Source organism: Luteibacter jiangsuensis (assembly GCF_011742555.1).
Lineage (GTDB): Bacteria > Pseudomonadota > Gammaproteobacteria > Xanthomonadales > Rhodanobacteraceae > Luteibacter > Luteibacter jiangsuensis.
The window spans coordinates 649,864-668,833 of sequence record NZ_JAAQQR010000003.1; the positions used below are offsets into that span (position 1 = coordinate 649,864).

The window sequence follows — 18,970 nt, forward strand, 5'->3', positions numbered from 1 at the left end:
CGTCATGGTCAGAAAGCGATGCTGGCCGAGATGGAGAACGCATTCAGATCGCGTGCGTCGGTACGTTGCGTGCCCGGTGCTGCGAAGAAGATGTCGTCCTCCCTGCCGGCGAAGCGGCTGAAGCGGAACCAGGTGGCCGCGAGCTTCAGGTTGGCGATCGAGGTATACGAATCGTCCTTACCGAACGGCGCCCAGTACAGGCTGATGAGGTTGGTGGTGGTATCCGGATCGCCCGACGGGCCGAAGCGGGCGAGGTCGCGCGAGCCCGTGCTCTTGAAGTGGGTGAAGGTCAGACCGTAGGTCTGCTTGAACGTATAGGTCACGGTCATCGTCTGGTCGTGCACGATGCCCTTGTCCCGCGCGAGCACGCCGCCGATCAGGGGCGTACTGCCGTAGTCGCGCTTCTCGAGGATGTTCACGTAGGCCAGTTGCACGATGTGATCGCGGTTGCCCAGGTACTGGTAGGTGAGGTCGTAGCCGAGGTCCACGATGTCGTCGCTGGGGCCGGAGCGCGGCAACTGCCGTTTCGTGGTGAGGCCCACCACGCCGGCCGAGAAGAACTGCTTCTTCATGTCCTTCATGTAGGCGAAGCGCCCGTAAGCGGTATCGCGCAGCCGGCCCGGATCGCCGCCGATGTTGTAGCCGAGGTGGTCCTGCTGCGAAGTGGGCAACGATCGATACGTGCCCGCCTCCCCGTACCAGTTGTCGTCATACAGGGCATAGGCCGTGGCCCCGATGACGCGGTTGGCCAGCGAGTTGGGGCTGGACGGGTTGAGGAGCGAGCCCGTGACGCCGGCGGGGCCGAGGAAGCTGGCGGAGGGCAGGGCGGAGATCGGGTCGTTGAAGCCCGGACTGTTGTTCACGCTGATGCCGAACAAGGTGTCCTTGCCGCCGATCTTCAGTTCCTTGGCCACGAAGCGGAGGTCCACGCTGCTGAGTTTCGTGTTGTAGGTGTTGTGGCCGGTGTGATCGGCCTCAGCCTTGACGAAGCCCCCCACCTGGTCGGTGAGCCGGCCGGCGAGGTAGAGGTCGCCTTCGGACAGATCGGTGCTGCTGTTGCCGCGTGCCGGATTGCTGTGCGTTTCGGTCAACTGCAGGGCCAGCGGAATCTTCGTGCCCTTGCCGTCCGTGTCGGTATAGCCACCCAGCTTGAAGCGCATGCCATAAGGCGTAAGCGCGGGGCCGTAGGCACCGGCGTGGCAGTCGGCGCAGGCAGCGCCGGTCTGTCGCGCATAGGCGGGAATGGCCTGCGCGGTGCCGGTGACGAACAGCAGCAGCGCGGCGAGCATGCCGCCCAGGATGAAAATGTGGTTCCTTCGCTTCGCGCGTCGGTTCGTTGGCGGCAGCATGGTCGGTTCCTTCTTACTGTCGATGGATCGCAACGTACGGCGGCCGCGCATCAGCGGCGGCGCCCGGGTAACATCATTCGCAAGGTGTGATCGCGCACCACGAAGTGGTGCCAGAGGGCGGCGGAAAGGTGCAGGGTCACCAGCACGAGCAGCGCCCAGGCCGCGTCCACGTGCCACGCCTGCAGCCTGTCCGCCAGGTCCTCGTTCTCGCCGACCAGGGCCGGAAGGGTGAGCCCGAAGAAGTGCACGTCCAGTCCCGCGGCTCCGCACATCGCCCAGCCGAGCAAGGGCAGCGCGAGCAGCAACGCATATAGGGCAATGTGCGTGACGCCGGCAGCGAACCGCACGATGCGCGAATGATCGCCGCCCGGCTGCAATTTGCCGTAGCGGATGCGCAGCCACACCCGAACACCGAAAAGCAGCAGCACCAGCAGTCCGGCGTGACGATGGCCTTCGAGCAACCAGGCGCGCAGGGCCCGGCCGTCGAGTTCGTCGCGAAGCAGGATCAGCGTGGCCGCGACGGCCACGCAGAACACGGTGAGCCAGTGCAACGCCACCAGCTTGCGCGGTCGCGTCGGTACCGGTTCGTTTCTCTCCATGCCGGGGCCCCTCGGGTGTCGTGTCCGGTTGAGTGCCGCCGTGGGGCGGGAAGGTTGCACTGCGCGGCCGCAACCTTTTGTCGAACGGCGTGGCACTCAGCCTCGAGTCCGCCGTCAGCACAGCAGGTCGCCCGCACATGGACATCCAATCGATACCCCTGCAGACGCACGGCGACAGCCGCGGGATGCTTGTCGCCCTCGAGCAGGAGCGCAACGTTCCCTTCCCGATCAGGCGCGTGTATTACCTTTTCGCGACCAGCACCGACGTGCACCGCGGCATGCACGCGCACCGGCACCTCAATCAGCTGGCGGTGGCGGTGCGAGGCAGCGTCACCTTCCTGCTCGACGACGGCACCGGCCCGAGCACGGTCACGCTGAACGACCCCACCCGGGGGCTTCTCCTCGGAAGCATGGTATGGCGCGACCTCTACGATTTCAGCGAGGACTGCGTGCTGATGGTGCTGGCCGACCAGCTCTACGACCCGGCCGACTACATCACCGATTACGACGAGTTCATTCGCGAGGTGAAGGGCGAAGCCAGGCTGGAGGGAAGCGCATGGTGACATCGGCGTCGCCGGTGGTGCCATTCCTCGACCTTCGCGAGGCCAATGCCGCGCATGCCGACGAACTGAAGGCCGCCGCGGCCAGGGTCATCGACTCCGGCTGGTACGTCATGGGCGAGGAGTTGTCCTGCTTCGAGCGCGAATTCGCTGCCTGGTGCGGCGTGCGCCACGCCGTGGGTGTGGGTAACGGACTGGACGCGCTGTCGCTGATCCTGCGTGCCTACATCGACATGGGCGAGCTGGCGGAGGGCGACGAGGTGATCGTGCCGGCCAACACGTTCATCGCGACGTTCCTCGCCGTGAGCGGCAACCGCCTGGTGCCCGTGCCGGTGGAACCGGACGATGCCTCGTTCAACCTCGATCCGTCGCGCGTCGAGGATGCCATCGGACCGCGTACGCGCGCGATCATGGCGGTTCATCTCTATGGCCGCCTTGCCGATATGGCCGCACTCGCGACCATCGCCCGGCGACACGGTCTCCTGCTGATCGAAGACGCCGCGCAGGCGCACGGCGCGGCGTCGCTCGGGCGAAAGGCCGGCGCGTTCGGCGACGCGGCGGGGTTCAGCTTCTATCCCGGCAAGAACCTCGGTGCCCTGGGCGACGGCGGCGCCGTCGTGACCGATGACGATCGGCTTGCCGCGGCCGTGCGCGCATTGCGCAACTACGGTTCGGTGGAGAAGTACCGGCACGACCGGCAAGGCGTGAACTCCCGTCTCGACGAATGGCAGGCCGCCGTGTTGCGGGTGAAGCTCCGCCACCTCGATGCGGAGAACCTGGCACGGCAGCGGATCGCCGCCGTCTATCGGCAGTCGATCGTCCATCCCGCCATCCGGGTGCCGGGTGAGGGAAGCCCGGGCAGCCACGCGTGGCATCTTTTCGTGGTGCGCAGCGCGCGACGCGACGCCCTGCGCAAGCACCTGGCCTCCCGGGGCGTGCAAACGCTGGTGCACTACCCGATTCCGCCGCACCGCCAGGAGGCCTATGTGCAGCTGCGGCACCTGTCGCTGCCGCTCACGGAGCGCATCCACGACGAGGTGGTGAGCCTGCCGATGGGGCCACGCCTTCGTGCGGACCAGGTGGCGCAGGTGGTGGACGCCTGCCTGTCGTTTCCCCTCGCATGAACATCGTCCGGACAGGTCTCTATTCGGCGGCGGGAACGGCCGCGCGCCTGCTTGCCGCGCTGCTCGTGGTGAAGCTGGTCGCCTCGTTCGCGGGCCCCGCCGGCGTCGGGCGGCTGGGCCAGTTCATCAGCCTGATGTCGCTACTGGCGGTGTTCGCCGGGGGAGGCATCGGCTCCGCGGTGGTGAAGTACGTGGCGGAATACCGCGACGACGCGGCGCGCCTTGCGCGTCTTCTGTCCGCCGCCCTGTGGTACGCGCTGCTGGCCTCCTGTGCGATGGGCCTCGTGACGTGGCTCTTCAGCGAGAGGATCGCCGCATGGTTGTTGGGCGACACGGCGTATGCCGGGCTCGTGCGCGTGCTCGCCATCGCGCAACTGGGCGTCGCAGCCGTCAACTACATCCTCGCGGTCATCAACGGTTTCATGGACGTTCGCCGGTTGGCGCTGGTGCAGGTCGCCGGTTCGGCGCTGGCGATGCTGGCGGCGCTCGCGCTCTCGCGCTGGCTGCATCTGTATGGCGCGCTGCTTTCCCTGGTGCTGGGACAGGTGCTGTGGCTCGTGGTGGGCTTGCCCGCATGGTGGCGCAGTCCGTACTTCCAGCGCGGGATGCTCCGCATGCGCTTCGATCGGGAGATGACCCGCCGGCTCGCCGCGTTCTCGACGATGACGCTGACGTCGGCGCTGGTGCCGCCGTTGGTGAACATCGCCGTGCGCGACGATCTCGCCGCCCGCTTCGGATGGGAGCAGGTCGGCTACTGGCAGGCGGTCACCCGTGTGTCGGACGCCTACCTTTTGTTCGTGGTCGCGGCGATCAACATGCATTACCTGCCCCGGCTTGCGGCGGCGAAGGAGCGGGGGGCTTTGGTCGCCGCCCTGGGCGAAGCGTGGCGTTACCTCCTGCCTGCGGTGATGGGGGTGGCGGTCGTCATCTACCTGATGCGCGATGTGGTCACCAGGGTGCTTTTCAGTGGCGATTTCGCGGCGGCGAACGACCTGTATGCGCCGCAGCTAATCGGCGACGTGCTGAAGATCGCTTCGTTCGTGCTTGCCTACCTCATGCTCGCCAAGGCGATGACTCGGCTCTTCATCGTCTCCGAACTCGTTTTCGCCGGAACGTACTTCCTCCTCGTGCACGCCTTGTCGATCCGTTTCGGTCTGGTCGGCGCGATGTACGCCTTTGCCGCGAACTACGCGATCTACCTGCTCTTCAACGTTGCCGTGGCAAGGCGCTACCTGGGAGCCCTGTGACATGACCGCCCCGGCGACAACGTCGATGCCGCTCGTTTCGGTGCTCGTGCCCGCCTACAACCACGAGGCTTTCGTGCGGGAATGCCTGGACAGCATTCTCGCCGACCACTACCCGGCGAAGGAGATCGTGATCATCGACGACGGCTCGACGGACGGCACCGCCGGATGCATCGAGGCGTGGCTGGCGCGGCACCGCGACGATATCCCCGTGGAATACGTGAGCCGCGAGAACAAGGGCATTGCCGCCACCCTGAACGAGCTGGCGGCACGCGCGCATGGCGAATTCCTGCGCATCGGCGCCAGCGACGATTTCTTCCTGCCGGGTGGTTCGGAGACCCTGGTGCGCTACCTGATGGCACATCCGGGCAAGGGCGCCGCCATTGGCGACTGCGTGGTCGTCGACCGCGACGGCCGGAAGTTGCTCGACAGTGGCATGAGCGACCTGCATGGCGCAGACAAACGCCTGTACCGTACCGACGAGGGCATTCGCCGTGCCGTGATCAGCCATTGGGCCATCGGCGGGCCGGTGACCATGCTGCGCAAGGGCGCCCTTGAAACCGTCGCGCGCTGGACCGAAGGCCTTCGCATCGACGACTGGGACCTCTTCCTGCGCCTTGCTGCGCGCGACGCCATCGGTTTCGTCGACGAGAAGGTCTGCGCATACCGTCTGCACGGTGCCAACTTCAGCAAGACGCGCCATACGGCCACACGCATCGTGAACCTCACCGAGGCACGCGAGGTGGCACTGCGCCGCGTCTGCATGTTCGCCGAGCCGGACCGCACGCTGCTGCGTGCGGAGGCATGCCGCATCGGTGCGAAGATCGCCTACCTGCAGGGCAGGATGGGAAAGGTCGCCGTGCACATGGCAGCCTATGTCGCGCTGCTGGCGATCTCGAGGCTCCGCGTCGCGCACGGTCGCCATCGCATGGGTGCGGCGTGAAACGATTGCTGCGTCTGCCGTCCACCTACCTCTGCCTGCCGATGCTGCTGGCGTGCGGCATCACGCTGCTTACCTACGACCTCCCCGAAGGATACGGACAAGGCATCCTCCTGCTCGTGTTCGCCTCGCTGGGCATCATGCTGGCGGACGTCTGCTGCGCACCGCGGCTGCCGGCGCCGTGGCGATTCCGCGAGCGCACGTACGCCGGCACGCGCGAAGGGTTCGTCGCGCTCGCCTTTGCCGGCGTGGTGGTCGTCTTCTGTCTGCTCGACCTGCTGCTCTATCCCGTGCCGCTCATCAGCAATCCTTCGTCGTACGCGACGCTGGAACCAGGGCGCGAACACCTTCGCCACATTTCCGACATGTGCTGGATCCTGCCCGTGATCGGCCTGCTTTGTGCGCGCCATCCTGCGCTGCGGTCCGGGCTGATCGTGATAGGACTCGCGTTCCCGGTGATGGTGATCGATCGCAACCGGATCTTCGCGGGACTGTTTTCCATCGCCTTCGTGCTGGCCTTCCGCCGCGACGAGGCCCGCCCTCTGCCATGGAAGGCGATCGCTCTCCTGGGCTTGATCGGTTGCGTCGTGTTTTCCGTGCTGGGGACACTTCGTTCGGGTTCCATCGAGCACGTGACGCTCCCCTTCGGCGATCTCTACCGCTCTGCGCCTCAGGGCGTGAAGTGGTTGTTGCTGTATGTGAGTGCCGGTCCCTACAACTTCGCCGCGATGCTCGCCAAGCACTACACGAATACGGATTTCCTGCTGCACCAGCTCGTACCCGGCAGCGGCGCCCTGGCCACTGCCGACACCGACATCCCCCTGGACGCCATCAACATCAACGTCGGCACCGAATACCTGCCGTTCCTGATGGCATGGGGCGCGGGTGGCGCCGTGGTAGCCATGGTTGCGGCCTATGCGCTGCTGCTGTGGTGCGTGCGGCGGCTTCGCCCCGCGGTGCCGCTCTTCGGGCTGCTCATGTTCCTGCGCATTGCCTACGTTTCGGTGATGTCGCCCTTCGCGCCGCAGATCTTCATCTGGATGAACGGCGGTTTCCTCGCCCTTTGCCTGTTGCTGCAACTGCTTGCCGGCCTGCTTCCGAACCGGCGTGCCGCGATGCCTTCTCTCCTTTCCGATCACCACCACGAGTTACCCGCATGGCAAACGACGACGAAATCTACCTGATCGACATGTGGCGCATCGTTGTCCGCGAATGGCGCTGGTTCGTCGGCGTGGGGTTCGTCGTCCTCGCCCTCACCGTCGCCTACCTCCATCATGCGCGCAGCCAGTGGGAGGCCACTGCGTGGATCCAGATCGGACAGGTGGGCACCGCCCCCACGGGCCAGGATCCGCACGTCGAGGCGTTCTCGCGCACGGTCGAGCGCCTCGAGACGCGGGCCTTCCAGGACGATGTGCTGAAAAGCGTGGGCGTGCCCGTCGACGCGCCCGAGGCGAAGCTCTTCCGTGGCAGCATGAAGATCGAGCAGCTGGCGTACGCCAATCTCGTGAAGCTGCGCGTGCGCGGCTATTCGGCGGAGGACGCGAAGGAACTGGCGACGGCGGCGGCGACGGTGTTGCACGCCGCACACGCGCAGATCGCCGCCGCCCCGCTGGCGTTCGTCCGTCATCGCCTCGACGCGGTCGACGCACGCCTGAAGGACGCGCAGGCGCGCCGCGACAAACTGCTCGCCGGCAACACGGGACGGAACGATCAGGCGGCGCTGACCGACCTGGCCGTCGCCACCAGCGACCAGGACATTCGCGCCCTGGAGCAGGTACGCGCCGAGCTCGCACTGCGGCAGCTGCCCAATTACACCTACGAAACCTCGCTCGCCTGGCCGGTCTACGTCGACAAAGACAGGGTATTCCCCAATACCTTGCTTACCCTCGGTATCGGGCTGCTGGCGGCGGCGTTTCTTGCGTCGCTGGCGGCTGTTGCTCGGCATGCGTTGCGCCGTTCGGCTAGGGATCTCGCGGCGGGCTCGGCTTCGCCATCGCATTAGCGGCTCGGCTGCCCCATCGCAGTAGCGCTCTGACGGTAGGGAGGGAGCCCTCGGCTGTCCCCCTCGGCGCTACGCTGCGGTGTCGCTTGGGCAAAGAGGGCCGCTGCGCGGCCCATGTCCTATGGCTTGCGCCCCGGCGCGCACGGACGGTCGGCGGGGTTTTCCGACTCGACATCCCTGTCTCGGCGGAAAAGGCCGGCCATCCTGGCCGGCCCCCTTCGGGCCTTATCCGCCGACCGCCCTCACCTCCGCTACCCGCGCCGAGGGGGACAGCCGAGGGCTCCTTTGACGGTTGGGAGTCGTGTGGGAAAGCCGGTGCGCCGTGAGGCGCGTCCGGGCCGACCTAGCGAATTGAAAGGGAACTGGACAGCGTGTTTCGCGGCCAGTTGTTGGAGGTGGAACGCACCACGAATACACCATTGCCTTTTCCGGTCGCGTCCCAGACACGAAGCCGACCTTCAATCGTCTGCCCGTTTCGACATTTCACCCAGTAGCCGCCACCGCGATCGCAGACACCAACCGTTTTCAGTTCCCTGAGATTCGCACCGTTCATCGTGGCGGCAGCCTGGCCCATACCGCGCTCCACCGTAACCACGTGCACATGGGCACCGCCATGGTGGGACTTGGTCATAGAGGCATGTTCCGTGTCCTCGAAGGCGACCGTTGCTGACTGGACCGCCATGACCGATACCTGCGAAATGCCAGGAGACACACCTCTACCGAAGTTGTGTGTCTGAGCGGACGCCGGGGAAAGAATGAGAAGTAGTGTCGCCGAAGCCAGTAGGGCTCGATACATGGGTTAAACCTCCATCTGCAGACGAGGCGCTGCAAGATGGGAAGCTACGTGCCCTTCATCACCACTTATGCCGTCTCTCCTTGCATAGGCGATCGCTCTTGACCCTGAAATATCTGTAGGCCGCTGCCCAAACGCATCGACCTGATCGGAACCGGCGTGCCAGTTGCATCATCCTCGGGCGACCAACCGACTCGTCGAGGAACGATATGGACATACAAGCGAACCGGACCGTCACAGTCCGAGTCCCTCCCGGCACTGCGAAGAACCCGCCAGCCGCAACTTTGGTATCGGTTGCCGAGCCCAAGGTCGACGCCGCGCCAAAAATAGATTTCCAGCACATGACAGTCGGCGAATACATAGACACGCTCAACCATCTATGTCAGTCGGGACAAATAACTCACGAAGAGGCGCTCGATATCTACATCACGTGCATTCCTCCCACCGCACCGTGCGCCACGAACGCCGAACACCTTCGCTTGCCCATGCGCATTTCCTATGACCGGATGCGCGATGAGATTGCCGAGCTCGCTTCCGGTGGGCGGCTCGAAGAGCGAGACCGGCACCAACGCGTGCTCGACCTGCTGGTCCGTCTGGACGGCACGCCACGCGGAATCGATATCAGAGCCTGAAGCGGAGCGAATCGCTTCTTTCGCAGGTTGCCGCGCCGCCTGGAAGAGCCCTCGGCCGGTCCCCTCGGCGCGGGTAGCGGAGGTGAGGGCGGTCGGCGGACAAGGCCCGAAGGGGGCCGGCCAGGATGGCCGGCCTTTTCCGCCGAGACAGGGATGTCGAGTCGGAAAACCCCGCCGACCGTCCGTGCGCGCCGGGGCGCAAGCCATAGGACATGGGCCACGCAGTGGCCCTCTTTGCCCAAGCGACACCGCAGCGTAGCGACGAGGGGATCGGCCGAGGGCTCTCGCCAATACGCACGAGCGTTCATGCGATGGCGTAGCCGAGCCGCTTCTGAGAGCGCTACCGAGACGGCCGGTTAAACCTAACCGCCCCAGCACGGCACCCACCGCCATGAACGAGCAAGCAGAAACGGGACAGCCGGCATCCGGGGCGTTCGACGAGGCACGTCTCCTCGACACGCAACGCGCCTTCGACAGCGTGGCGGCCGACTACGACGGGCCGCGTGGCAACAACGAACTGATCCAGCGCATGCGCACGACGATGTGGCATACCGTTGGCGCGGAACTTCCCGCCGGCTCGCGCCTGCTCGATCTTGGATGCGGCACCGGACTGGATGCGGTGGAATTCGCACGCCACGGCTACCACGTGGTCGCCAGCGACTGGTCACCGGAAATGGTGGCGCGCACGCGCGCCCGCGCGGTGAACGAGGGTGTGCAGGAGCATCTCAGTGCGGTGCACCTCGGCATCCAGCAGCTGTTCCTCCTGGGTGGACGGTTCGACGGTGTCTATTCCAACTTTGGGCCGTTGAATTGCGCACCCGACCTTCGCGCCGTGGCCGACGAGTGCGCGCGGCTGGTTCGCCCCGGCGGTAGCCTCGTCTTTTCCGTCATGGGTCGCGTGTGCCCATGGGAACTCGCGCACTATGCCGTTCGCCGCCGCTTCGGGCGGGCAGGCATCCGCTTCGGGAAGGGCGTGCGCGAGGTCGGTATGAACGGCCACACCATCTGGACCTGGTATTACACACCCCGCGAGTTTTACGCGGCATTCGCGGAGCACTTCTCGCTCGCAAGCTATCGCGCGCTCAGCCTGTTCCTGCCGCCGCCCTACATGGTGGACCGCTACCGCCGGCGACCCGAGCGGTACGAGCGCCTGGGCCGGCTGGACGACCGCTTCGGCGGTCTGCCCGTGCTGCGCGACATGGGCGACCATTTCCTTATCGTGATGCATCGGCGTTGAGCATGCGCGGCGCCGCCTTGCTACCGGGTTTCGCCCTCTCCGGTGCGCGTCTGGCCGGGGCGGGCCGCGCCCCTTTGCATCTTCGCGGCGACCGCATCGTCGCGCGGGCCGGCATCCGTTCCGTGCCGGTGGATTTGCGCGACCACGTGATCTTTCCGGGCCTCATCAATGCGCACGACCACCTCCAGGTGAATAACGTGCCGCCGCTGCCCGGCGACGCCGTATTTCCCAGCGCCTACGACTGGATCGCCGCCTTCCAGTCCCATTTCGCCGCCCCCGCCACCGTGGCGTCGCTCGCCGTGCCGAAGGCGCGGCGCATGCGCCATGGCGGGCTGAAGAACCTTCTTTCGGGTGTGACCTTCGTGGCGCACCACGATCCTTGGCATCCCGTCCTGGACGGCCCCGACTTTCCGGTGGGCGTCCTGCGCGACCACGGCTGGAGCTATGCGCTGCACGGACCGGCGTATGGGCCGCCCCTGCGGGCGAGCTTCGCCGCCACGCCGTTTGGCATGCCGTGGATGATCCACCTTGCCGAAGGCACCGACGACGTGGCCGCTAACGAACTCGGTGAACTCGACCGCATGGGTTGCCTTGCGGCGAACACCGTCCTGATTCACGGCGTGGGCATGGGCACCCGCGACGTCGCTCGCGTGATCGAAGTGGGCGCCTCCGTCGTTTGGTGCCCGGGCAGCAACCATCGCCTGCTCGGTCGCTCGCTCGACCCGCGTCCGTTGCAGGCGGCGGGACGGCTCGCGCTCGGCAGCGACTCGCGCCTGAGCGGCGCACGCGACCTGCTGGAGGAACTGCGCACGGAGGCTGCACGCGGCGAACTGGATGGCGAGGCGTTGCTGGGACTGGCGACCAGCGATGCGGCCCGCGTGCTTCGGCTGCCTGCGCGCGGCCGGATCGACCCGGGCTACGTCGCGGACCTGGTCATCGTCGAGGACCGCGGTGCGGGAAGCGCGCACAACCTGGTGGGGCTCTCGCGCGCCGATCTGCGTGCGGTCGTGCGCGACGGCTTGCCGTGCCTGGCCGACCCTGACTTCGCCCCGTGGTTCGACGCCGCGAAGGTCGACACGATGTCCGTGACGCTCGACGGCAAGCCGAAATTGCTCGCGCGCGCTTTCGCCGACGCCGACCTTCTGGCCATGGAGCCTGGACTGGAGCTTGTGGCACCCCTGCGTCCCGCGCGCCGCGCAGGGGAGTGCGCATGAACGGCACACCTATCCTGGAACCGGTGGAGGCCTATGAACTCTGGGCAGCTCATTACCCGGCGCACGCACACAATCCCGTGATGCGCACGGAAGAACGGGCGATGCTGGAACTGTTGCCCGACGACCTGACCGGTGCCACCGTGGTCGATGCCGGCTGCGGCAGCGGGCGCTATGTGAGGCATGTGCTCGCCCGCGGCGCGGCACGCGTCCACGGTGTGGATCTGTCGCCGGCCATGCTCGCCCGCGCAGCAACGGAGCTTGGGAGCGACATGTCGCGCGTGGTGCTGAGCGAAGGCGGTCTGGACGCCCTGCCATTGGACGATGCGACCGCCGACCTCACCGTGTGTGGTCTCACCGTCGGGCACGTCGAGGCACTGCAACCGGCGCTGGCGGAGCTGTGCCGCGTCACCCGGTCGGGCGGTTACGTGGTGTGCAGCGACGTCCATCCCATCGGGCACGCGCTGGGCTGGCTTCGCGATTTCAAGGCGGGCGGCCGACGCTATGCCGCGCGCCATACGCCACATCTGTACAGCCACTGGCACGCGGCCTGCGCGCGACTCGGCCTGGCCATCGAACAGGTGCGCGAACCCATGCTCGACCCTCGCGACATTCCCCCAGACGCGCACTTCGACCGCAAGGCGCTCGAGGTGCCGGTGGCATTGGTGTTCCTCCTGCGCCGCGTTGGCGTTTCCGTTCCCGGATGGCAGTCATGACGCCCACGAACACGCTTCTTGTGAATCCCACCGTCACCTCGCGCGCCAGCGCGCGCTTTCCCTTGTCGCTGTTGCACCTGTCGGCGGCCCTCGACCGGAACGGCAGCAGCCGCATCGTGGACGGCAATGTGGATCGCGACGTGGTGGACGCCACCCTGCGCGCGCTGGGCGAAGAGCGTTTCGACGCCGTCGGCATCAGCGTGATGGGAGGGCCGCAGATGGCGCCGTCGATCGCCGTGTCGAAGGCGATCCGCGAACACCGCCCCGACCTCCCGATCGTGTGGGGCGGCTATTTCCCCACGCTGTACACCGACACCGCGCTGTCCGCGCCTTACGTGGACTATGCGATACGCGGGCAGGGCGAGGAGAGCTTGCCGGAACTCCTCGCGGCGCTGGGACGGGGCGAACGCGACCTGTCGCGCATCGGCGGCCTTTCCTGGAAGAACGATGGCGTCGTCGTGCACAACCCCAACCGGCGTTTTTCGCTGGACAACAGCGGCATCGTGCTGCCTTACGACAAGCTCGGCGATCCGCGGCGCTACCTCGCACCCACGTTCCTTGGCCGGCGCACGGCGGCGCACCAGGCCGCCATCGGTTGCCGTTTCCGCTGCACCTTCTGCGGCGTGGCGGCGATGTTCGGCGGCGCCACGGCATTGCCCACCACCGCGCGCCTGGAACGCGATCTCGGTTACCTGAAGCATCAGCTCGGCGCCGACTCCATCCAGTTCTTCGACCATAACTTCTTCGACCGCGAAGCGGACATGGTGCCCCTGCTCGAGATCATGGCGAAGCTGGAACTGCCGTGGTGGTGCTACGCGCGTTCCGACGCCCTGCTGAACCTCTCCGAATCCACCTGGAAGCTGGTGCGCAAGAGCCGCCTGCGCATGGCGTATATCGGCGCGGAATCGCCCAGCGGTGCGATGCTCAAGGAGATACGCAAAGGCACGCGACCGGACCAGACCCTCGAGGTGGCGGAACTGTGCCGGCGGCACGGCGTGATCCCGGAGCTTTCGTTCATGGTTGCGCCGCCGGTGAACACCGAGGAAGAGACGCTGCACACGTTCGAGTTCATTCGCGAACTGAAGAAGATCAATCCGCAGTCGGAGATCATCGTTTATATCTACACGCCGTTGCCGGAGGGCAGCAAGCACGAGAAGGAGCGCGGCAAGCGTGCCTCGATGCCCTTGCTCGATCTCAACGGCGATCCGGTGGTGTTTCCCACCTCGCCGGAGGAATGGACCGAGCGCCGATGGGTGGACTATGCCTGCCATGCGGACGCGCCGTGGCTGAGCGACGACCTGCGCCGGCATATCCAGGATTTCGTGACCGTGCTGCGCTGCCGCTTCCCCACCGTGCAGGACCTGCGCTCGCCGCCCTGGGCCAAGCGCGGTCTCAGTGCGATGGCGGCGTGGCGCTACCGTCGGCGCCGCTACGACCGTCCGTGGGAGCTCAACCTGGCCAACCGGCTCGTGCGCCTGCGGATGCCGCAGGTCTCGGGCCTCTGACGGGGCAGCGCGCGTGCACGTTGCCATGGTGAACTTCCTTCCCGCGCCGCCGGGCGCGTCCCCCGAGAACGTGTTCGCGCACTGGCGTTCGCTGGCCGACATCGCCGAGATCGTCGGCCGCGGGGGCACGCGCGTGACGGTCGTCCAGATGGCCGACGCAGACCACGAGCTGGAGCGTGCCGGCGTGACGTACCGATTCGTGGGTACCGGCGGTACGCGGCGTGCGCGCGAACTCGGCCGCCGCGCCGCACGCGTCGTCGCAGGACTGGGCGCGGACGCGCTGCACGTGCACAGCCTCGCGTATGCACGTCATGCGATGGCGGTGTCGCGCGCGCTACCCTCGTTGCCGATCCTGCTTCAGGACCATGCGGACGGCGTACCGCGCGGATGGCGCCGGCTACCCTGGCGTCGCTGGTACGCCGCGGCCTCGGGCATCGTCTTCACGTCCGTCGCGCAGGCGGAGCCGTTCGCGCGGCAACGCCTGTTCCCGCGCGACACGCCGATCTTTGCGATACCGGAAAGCAGCAGCCGTTTCACGCCGGGCGATCGTGAGACGGCGCGCGTGGCCACGGGGCTGCGAGGCGATCCATGCGTGGTATCCGTGGGTCATCTCGCCCTTGGCAAGGACCCCATGACGATGCTCGACGGCGTGGCGCAGGCGGCCGAACGGCTGCCCGGCCTGCGGCTGTATTGCGCCTTCGGCACCGCGCCCCTGATGCCGGAGGTGCGGGCGCGCATCGAACGCGATCCGCGTCTCGCCACGCGCGTGAAGCTCCTCGGCAACGTACCCCACGCGGCGGTGGAACACCTGTTGCGCGCGGCGGATGTGTTCGTGTCGGCGAGTCTCGCCGAGGGTTCCGGTTATGCGCTTCTCGAAGCGCTCGCCTGCGGTGCGTTTCCCGTCGTGACGGATATTCCCGCTTTCAGGGCGATCACCGGGAACGGGCGCATCGGAAGGCTGTGGCCACGCGCCGACGCCGCGGCGCTAACGGACGCGCTGATCGGCGCGGCGGAGCAGAGGGCCGATCGCGGCACCGTGCGCGCGCACTTCGACAGCACGCTGTCGTTCGATGCCCTGGGGGCACGCTGGGCGAATACCTATGCACAGCTGCTTTCGGGGTCGCCATGAAGATCGCGCTGGTGTTGCCGGGTGGCGTGGACCGCGGCGGAGAGGAGCGTGTGATTCCCGTCTTCCTCGCCCTGATCGCGCGCCTGGCCCTCCATCACGACGTGCACGTGTTCGCCCTGCATCAGGAAGCGCGGCCGGATTCCTGGCCGCTGGCGGGCGCCACCGTGCACAACATCGGTGCCGGCCGGACCGTATGGCGCGCCATCCAGGCGATCCGCGAAGAACACAGGCAGGGCGCCTTCGACGTCGTGCATGCGATCTTCTCGGGCCATTGCGGCCTGATTGCGGTGGTGGCGGCAAGGTGGCTTGGCCTTCCCAGCCTCGTACACATCGCCGGCGGCGAACTGGTGGCGCTGCGGGCCATCGGTTACGGCGGCCGAAGGAAGTGGCGCAGCCGCCTGCGCGAGGCGGTGGTGCTGCGTGCGGCGCGTGCCGTTACCGCCGCGAGCGCACCGATACTGCATTCGCTGCGGGAACTGGGCATCGCGGCGCGGCGCGTGCCCCTCGGCGTCGATACGCAGGCATGGGCGCCGCTGCCGCCGCGCGCGCGCACCGGCGGGCCGGCCCGGCTCATCCACGTCGCCAGCCTGAACAGGGTGAAGGACCCTTCGACCTTGCTGCGGGCCATGCGCAAGCTGTCCGACGCAGGCGTGGACTTCGATCTTCGCGTCGTCGGCGTGGACACGCTCGGCGGCGAGATCCAGCAGCTTGCACGCACCCTCGGCCTAGAGGAGCGGGTGAGTTTCCTCGGCTTTCGCACCCAGCGCGAGTTGCGCCCGCTCATGGCATCGGCCGATCTTCTCGTGATGTCGTCGCTGCACGAGGCCGGGCCCCTGGTTCTGCTGGAGGCCGCGGTAGCCGGCGTGCCCACGGTCGGCACGGCGGTCGGACACCTCGTCGAATGGGCGCCAGCGGCGGCGCTCGCCGTTCCCGTGGGCGATGCGGACGCGCTGGCCTCCGCCGTGGCCATGGTGCTCGGCGACGACGACCTGCGGCTGCACCTCGCCCGGCAGGCGCAACAGCTCGCGCTCGTCGAAAACGCGGACCATACGGCCGCTTGCTTCGAGGCCCTTTACGAAGAGGCCGTGCGCCGCTGAACGGGGAACGGTGTCAGCCTGGAAGCGGTGCCCCATGTTCCAGCGCCTTGCGCACCACGTAGAGCGTGTCCATGCGCGGCACCGGACGCGTGAGCCAGGTAAGCAGGCGACGACGGTGGCCGAGGGTGACCCAGGGCTGGTCTTGCAGCCATGCCTGCGTGCGCAGCATGTCCTTGCGTTCCTGCACGCTCTCTTGTGTCGGCCGCAAGCGGTTGCGAAGGTAGCGCACCGCTTCGCGTGGCGAGCGCGACCATTCCAGGCCGGGCAAGGCGTTGAGCCACAGATTGGAGCAGGACAGGCTGCTCAGTGTCTGGTAGCGCGTGAAGGCGCGAAGCAGCGGCGGGCAATCCCGTTCCAGACTGCCCAGCACGGACGCCGGAACGGCGCCGCGGTAATAGCGGGCCACGAGGCGCAGCGGCGGCAGCGCCCACCATGGTGTCTCGCCGGCCCATAGCGGCAGCCAGTCGGCCGGCGTCATGCGCGTGGCCAGCAGGGCGATGTCGTTGAGGTGAATGAAGCGCAGGCTGCGTCCGCAGATGTTCCCTGCCGCATGCAGCAGCAGGTGGCTCATCAGTGCGCCGGGGGACGGATAGGGATGGATGCCGGGCGTGGCGTCGGCCGTCCGTACCTGCGCGGTGATGTCCACGGTGGCGACGGGCAGGCGTTCATGGATACGCGTATGCAGCTCGATATTGACCGGCGTATCGCAATGCTCCCCCAGCGCCATGACAGGCGAGGCGTCGCGGGGCTTGAACACACGGTGCTTCCACTGCGTGAACGAGGCTTCATAGCCGAGCGAGACGAGGAGGTCCGCCGTCGCGTCCGCGTGCGTGTCGTCGACGAGCAGGTCGATATCCGCCATGGGCCGGTCTCCCGCGGCGTAAAGACCCAGCGCATGCAGCGCCGCACCTTTCAACGCCATGAGCGGCAGGCCGCTGGCGCGCGCGCCAGCGTCGATCCGACGGAGCAGATCGGCGATGCGCTGGTGCCGTTGCTCCACGTGTCCGCGTTGCTCCACCAGGAAACGGCGCCACGCCGGCCGCTGCCATGTGGTGAACCGGCAGAGCGACGGCGAAATGCCGTGGGCGGCGGCCGCCGCCATGGCGAGCCGCCACTCGAGTTCGCTCCAGGCGGGCGTGTCGGTGCCGGGAAGCGCTCGCGCAAGCTCGTTCGCGAGGATCTCGGTGGTGTCGCGCAATCCGCGGCGGACGAGCTTGAGCGAAGGCGTCATGGTGGGCTTCAGAGGAGGGGGAGGGCGACGCTTTGCAGCGCCATGGGCGACGCGGGCGTGGGGGCCTCGCTGCGATGCGCTCGCTCGCTTGCGATGAGCGCGTCCCAGCGTTTGCGCAGCGACGCCTCGGCGTTCCTGTCGGGTGGCGCTTGCCGAAGCGTCACCTGCTCGTGCAACAGGTCGCGGAAGGCGCGGTAGAAATCGGAGTCGTAGGCGCCGCGGAACATCATCGCCAGGTCGGCGCTGTCTTCCCAATGCGTCTTGCGGCCGAGTTGCGCCTTCACTTCCTCGAAGAATTTCGTGCCGGGAAGGGGGTAGGACACGCTGACGCCGATATCGTCCGGTGCGGCCTCGGCCACCAGCTCGCGCGTGGCCAGCAGGTCGTCGAGCTGTTCGCCGATGTAGCCCAGCTGGATAAAGAATCCCACGCGGATGCCATGGACGCCGAGCCGGTGCCGGGCACCGATGAGCTCGGACACGCTCGTGCCTTTCGTCATGCGGTCGAGCACGCGCTGGCTGCCGCTTTCCGCGCCGATCCATGCTTCCGCACAACCGGCCTTCGCGAGCGCGGCGCACATGCGCTCGCTGGCGAGGTCGGCACGCGTCTGGATGGTGAAGGGAATCGAACCGTCTTCTTCTTCCAGGCGCTCGGCGAATTCGCCCACCCAGTCGGCGCGGAAGCCGAAGATGTCGTCGGCCATCCAGATGTGATCGGGCCGGTACGTCCGCTTGAGCCAGGTCATCTCGTCGGCCACTTCGCGCGCCGGCCGCTGATTGTAGTGATTGCCCCAGATGGGCTTGGCGCACCAGTTGCAGCGGAAGGGGCAGCCGCGCGACGCGGCCATGTTGAGGCTGAAATAGCCGTGCCGCTCGTGCCAGAAGCGGCGGTAACGCTCCACGTCGAGCAGGTCCCATGCGGGCTGCCCCACGACGCGCGGATCGGGCGGCCGTGGCCCCATGTGCGCACGCCTGACGCCGTCGCCGGTGCGCGTGGCTACGCCCGGCAAGCCGGCCGTCCAGGCTTCGTCGTCGATGTGCGGGTCGCGCTCCAGCCGGTCCACGAGCGCGAGCAGCGCGCCGATGCCTTCGCCTGTGAGCACCGCGTCGGCACCGGCGGCAAGGAACGGTTCCGGGTGATCGGAGGCGTCCGAGCCTGCGACGATCACGCGGGCACCGGCGGCATGCGCTTCGCCGATCATGCGGCAGGCCGCCTCGCGCATGCGGCCAAGACACATCTTGGTCAGGAAGTTGAAGTTGTCTTCGTAGAACACCACCAGATCGGGTGCGGCGTCGCGAAAGGCGGGCAGGAAATCCTCCGCGCCGCCGGACAGCATGGCATCGAACAGCGAAAGCTCGTGTCCCATACGGCGGAGCAGGGCGGCGATCTGTATGGTCGCCAACGGCGGATAGGGTTTGCCGCGCTCCCACTGTTTCCTGTCGTAGCGCAGGAAATAGGAGTGGCCTACCTGGATCTTCAGCATCGGTTGGAAGCCTCGAACGGAACCATCGGGACGCCGCGAGGGCGACGCTGCCATGGTCATGAGTGCCCGGCCCTGCCACCGAGGTTGCCTCTGGCTGCACAACCATTCCCGCGGTGTGTG

18 protein-coding genes are annotated in these 18,970 nt (G+C 67.2%); 13 read left to right on the forward strand and 5 right to left on the reverse strand.

What is annotated here, in order from left to right; genetic code table 11:
- Positions 1-8: 8 nt before the first annotated feature.
- Together HBF26_RS09760 and HBF26_RS09765 are read right to left on the reverse strand one after the other, a co-directional pair.
- Positions 9-1,349, reverse strand: coding sequence for a cytochrome C (locus HBF26_RS09760; RefSeq protein WP_167125413.1), 1,341 nt, complete (start codon positions 1,347-1,349; stop codon positions 9-11).
- A 50-nt stretch (positions 1,350-1,399) separates the two neighbouring features.
- Entirely contained in the window at positions 1,400-1,948 is a 549-nt protein-coding gene (locus HBF26_RS09765) for a cytochrome b (protein ID WP_167125415.1), read from the reverse strand.
- A gap of 137 nt (positions 1,949-2,085) precedes the next feature.
- On the opposite strand from HBF26_RS09765, the gene HBF26_RS09770 reads away from it, so the two are divergent.
- The 6 genes from HBF26_RS09770 to HBF26_RS09795 are packed head-to-tail and all read left to right on the forward strand — an operon-like array spanning position 2,086 to position 7,818.
- On the forward strand, positions 2,086-2,511 hold the full coding sequence (locus HBF26_RS09770; RefSeq protein WP_167125417.1) for a sugar 3,4-ketoisomerase: 426 nt from the start codon (positions 2,086-2,088) through the stop codon (positions 2,509-2,511).
- On the forward strand, positions 2,505-3,632 hold the full coding sequence (locus HBF26_RS09775) for a DegT/DnrJ/EryC1/StrS family aminotransferase (RefSeq protein WP_167125419.1): 1,128 nt from the start codon (positions 2,505-2,507) through the stop codon (positions 3,630-3,632). Before HBF26_RS09770 ends, HBF26_RS09775 begins: the two co-directional genes overlap by 7 nt.
- On the forward strand, positions 3,629-4,879 hold the full coding sequence (locus HBF26_RS09780) for an O-antigen translocase (RefSeq protein ID WP_167125421.1): 1,251 nt from the start codon (positions 3,629-3,631) through the stop codon (positions 4,877-4,879). Before HBF26_RS09775 ends, HBF26_RS09780 begins: the two co-directional genes overlap by 4 nt.
- Before the next feature lies 1 nt (position 4,880).
- Complete coding sequence (locus tag HBF26_RS09785; RefSeq protein WP_167125423.1) at positions 4,881-5,819, forward strand: glycosyltransferase; 939 nt, start codon at positions 4,881-4,883, stop codon at positions 5,817-5,819.
- Entirely contained in the window at positions 5,816-7,000 is a 1,185-nt protein-coding gene (locus HBF26_RS09790; protein WP_167125425.1) for a hypothetical protein, read from the forward strand. The genes HBF26_RS09785 and HBF26_RS09790 overlap by 4 nt, the downstream gene beginning before the upstream one ends.
- Complete coding sequence (locus tag HBF26_RS09795) at positions 6,973-7,818, forward strand: Wzz/FepE/Etk N-terminal domain-containing protein (RefSeq protein WP_167125427.1); 846 nt, start codon at positions 6,973-6,975, stop codon at positions 7,816-7,818. The genes HBF26_RS09790 and HBF26_RS09795 overlap by 28 nt, the downstream gene beginning before the upstream one ends.
- A 343-nt stretch (positions 7,819-8,161) precedes the next feature.
- Here HBF26_RS09795 and HBF26_RS09800 read toward each other — a convergent pair whose 3' ends face one another.
- Positions 8,162-8,614 (reverse strand): DUF4879 domain-containing protein, encoded by a 453-nt coding sequence (locus HBF26_RS09800; RefSeq protein WP_275690574.1) that lies wholly within the window; start codon positions 8,612-8,614, stop codon positions 8,162-8,164.
- A 206-nt stretch (positions 8,615-8,820) separates the two neighbouring features.
- On the opposite strand from HBF26_RS09800, the gene HBF26_RS09805 reads away from it, so the two are divergent.
- From HBF26_RS09805 to HBF26_RS09835, 7 genes are all read left to right on the forward strand, one after another.
- Positions 8,821-9,243 carry a hypothetical protein gene (locus tag HBF26_RS09805; protein ID WP_167125431.1) on the forward strand — a complete coding sequence of 141 codons (423 nt, stop codon included), beginning with the start codon at positions 8,821-8,823 and terminating at the stop codon, positions 9,241-9,243.
- A gap of 391 nt (positions 9,244-9,634) precedes the next feature.
- Positions 9,635-10,480 carry a class I SAM-dependent methyltransferase gene (locus HBF26_RS09810; RefSeq protein ID WP_167125433.1) on the forward strand — a complete coding sequence of 282 codons (846 nt, stop codon included), beginning with the start codon at positions 9,635-9,637 and terminating at the stop codon, positions 10,478-10,480.
- A gap of 2 nt (positions 10,481-10,482) precedes the next feature.
- On the forward strand, positions 10,483-11,694 hold the full coding sequence (locus HBF26_RS09815) for an amidohydrolase family protein (protein WP_167125435.1): 1,212 nt from the start codon (positions 10,483-10,485) through the stop codon (positions 11,692-11,694).
- On the forward strand, positions 11,691-12,407 hold the full coding sequence (locus tag HBF26_RS09820) for a class I SAM-dependent methyltransferase (RefSeq protein ID WP_167125437.1): 717 nt from the start codon (positions 11,691-11,693) through the stop codon (positions 12,405-12,407). Before HBF26_RS09815 ends, HBF26_RS09820 begins: the two co-directional genes overlap by 4 nt.
- Positions 12,404-13,912, forward strand: a complete 1,509-nt coding sequence (locus HBF26_RS09825; RefSeq protein WP_193569831.1) for a B12-binding domain-containing radical SAM protein — start codon at positions 12,404-12,406, stop codon at positions 13,910-13,912. Before HBF26_RS09820 ends, HBF26_RS09825 begins: the two co-directional genes overlap by 4 nt.
- 25 nt (positions 13,913-13,937) lie before the next feature.
- Complete coding sequence (locus HBF26_RS09830) at positions 13,938-15,041, forward strand: glycosyltransferase family 4 protein (RefSeq protein ID WP_193569860.1); 1,104 nt, start codon at positions 13,938-13,940, stop codon at positions 15,039-15,041.
- Entirely contained in the window at positions 15,038-16,138 is a 1,101-nt protein-coding gene (locus tag HBF26_RS09835; protein WP_167125443.1) for a glycosyltransferase family 4 protein, read from the forward strand. Before HBF26_RS09830 ends, HBF26_RS09835 begins: the two co-directional genes overlap by 4 nt.
- A 13-nt stretch (positions 16,139-16,151) precedes the next feature.
- On the opposite strand, the gene HBF26_RS09840 is transcribed toward HBF26_RS09835, so the two are convergent.
- Positions 16,152-17,369 carry a nucleotidyltransferase family protein gene (locus tag HBF26_RS09840; RefSeq protein ID WP_167125445.1) on the reverse strand — a complete coding sequence of 406 codons (1,218 nt, stop codon included), beginning with the start codon at positions 17,367-17,369 and terminating at the stop codon, positions 16,152-16,154.
- 8 nt (positions 17,370-17,377) lie between these two features.
- On the reverse strand, positions 17,378-18,850 hold the full coding sequence (locus HBF26_RS09845) for a B12-binding domain-containing radical SAM protein (protein ID WP_167125447.1): 1,473 nt from the start codon (positions 18,848-18,850) through the stop codon (positions 17,378-17,380).
- Positions 18,851-18,970 lie beyond the last annotated feature (120 nt).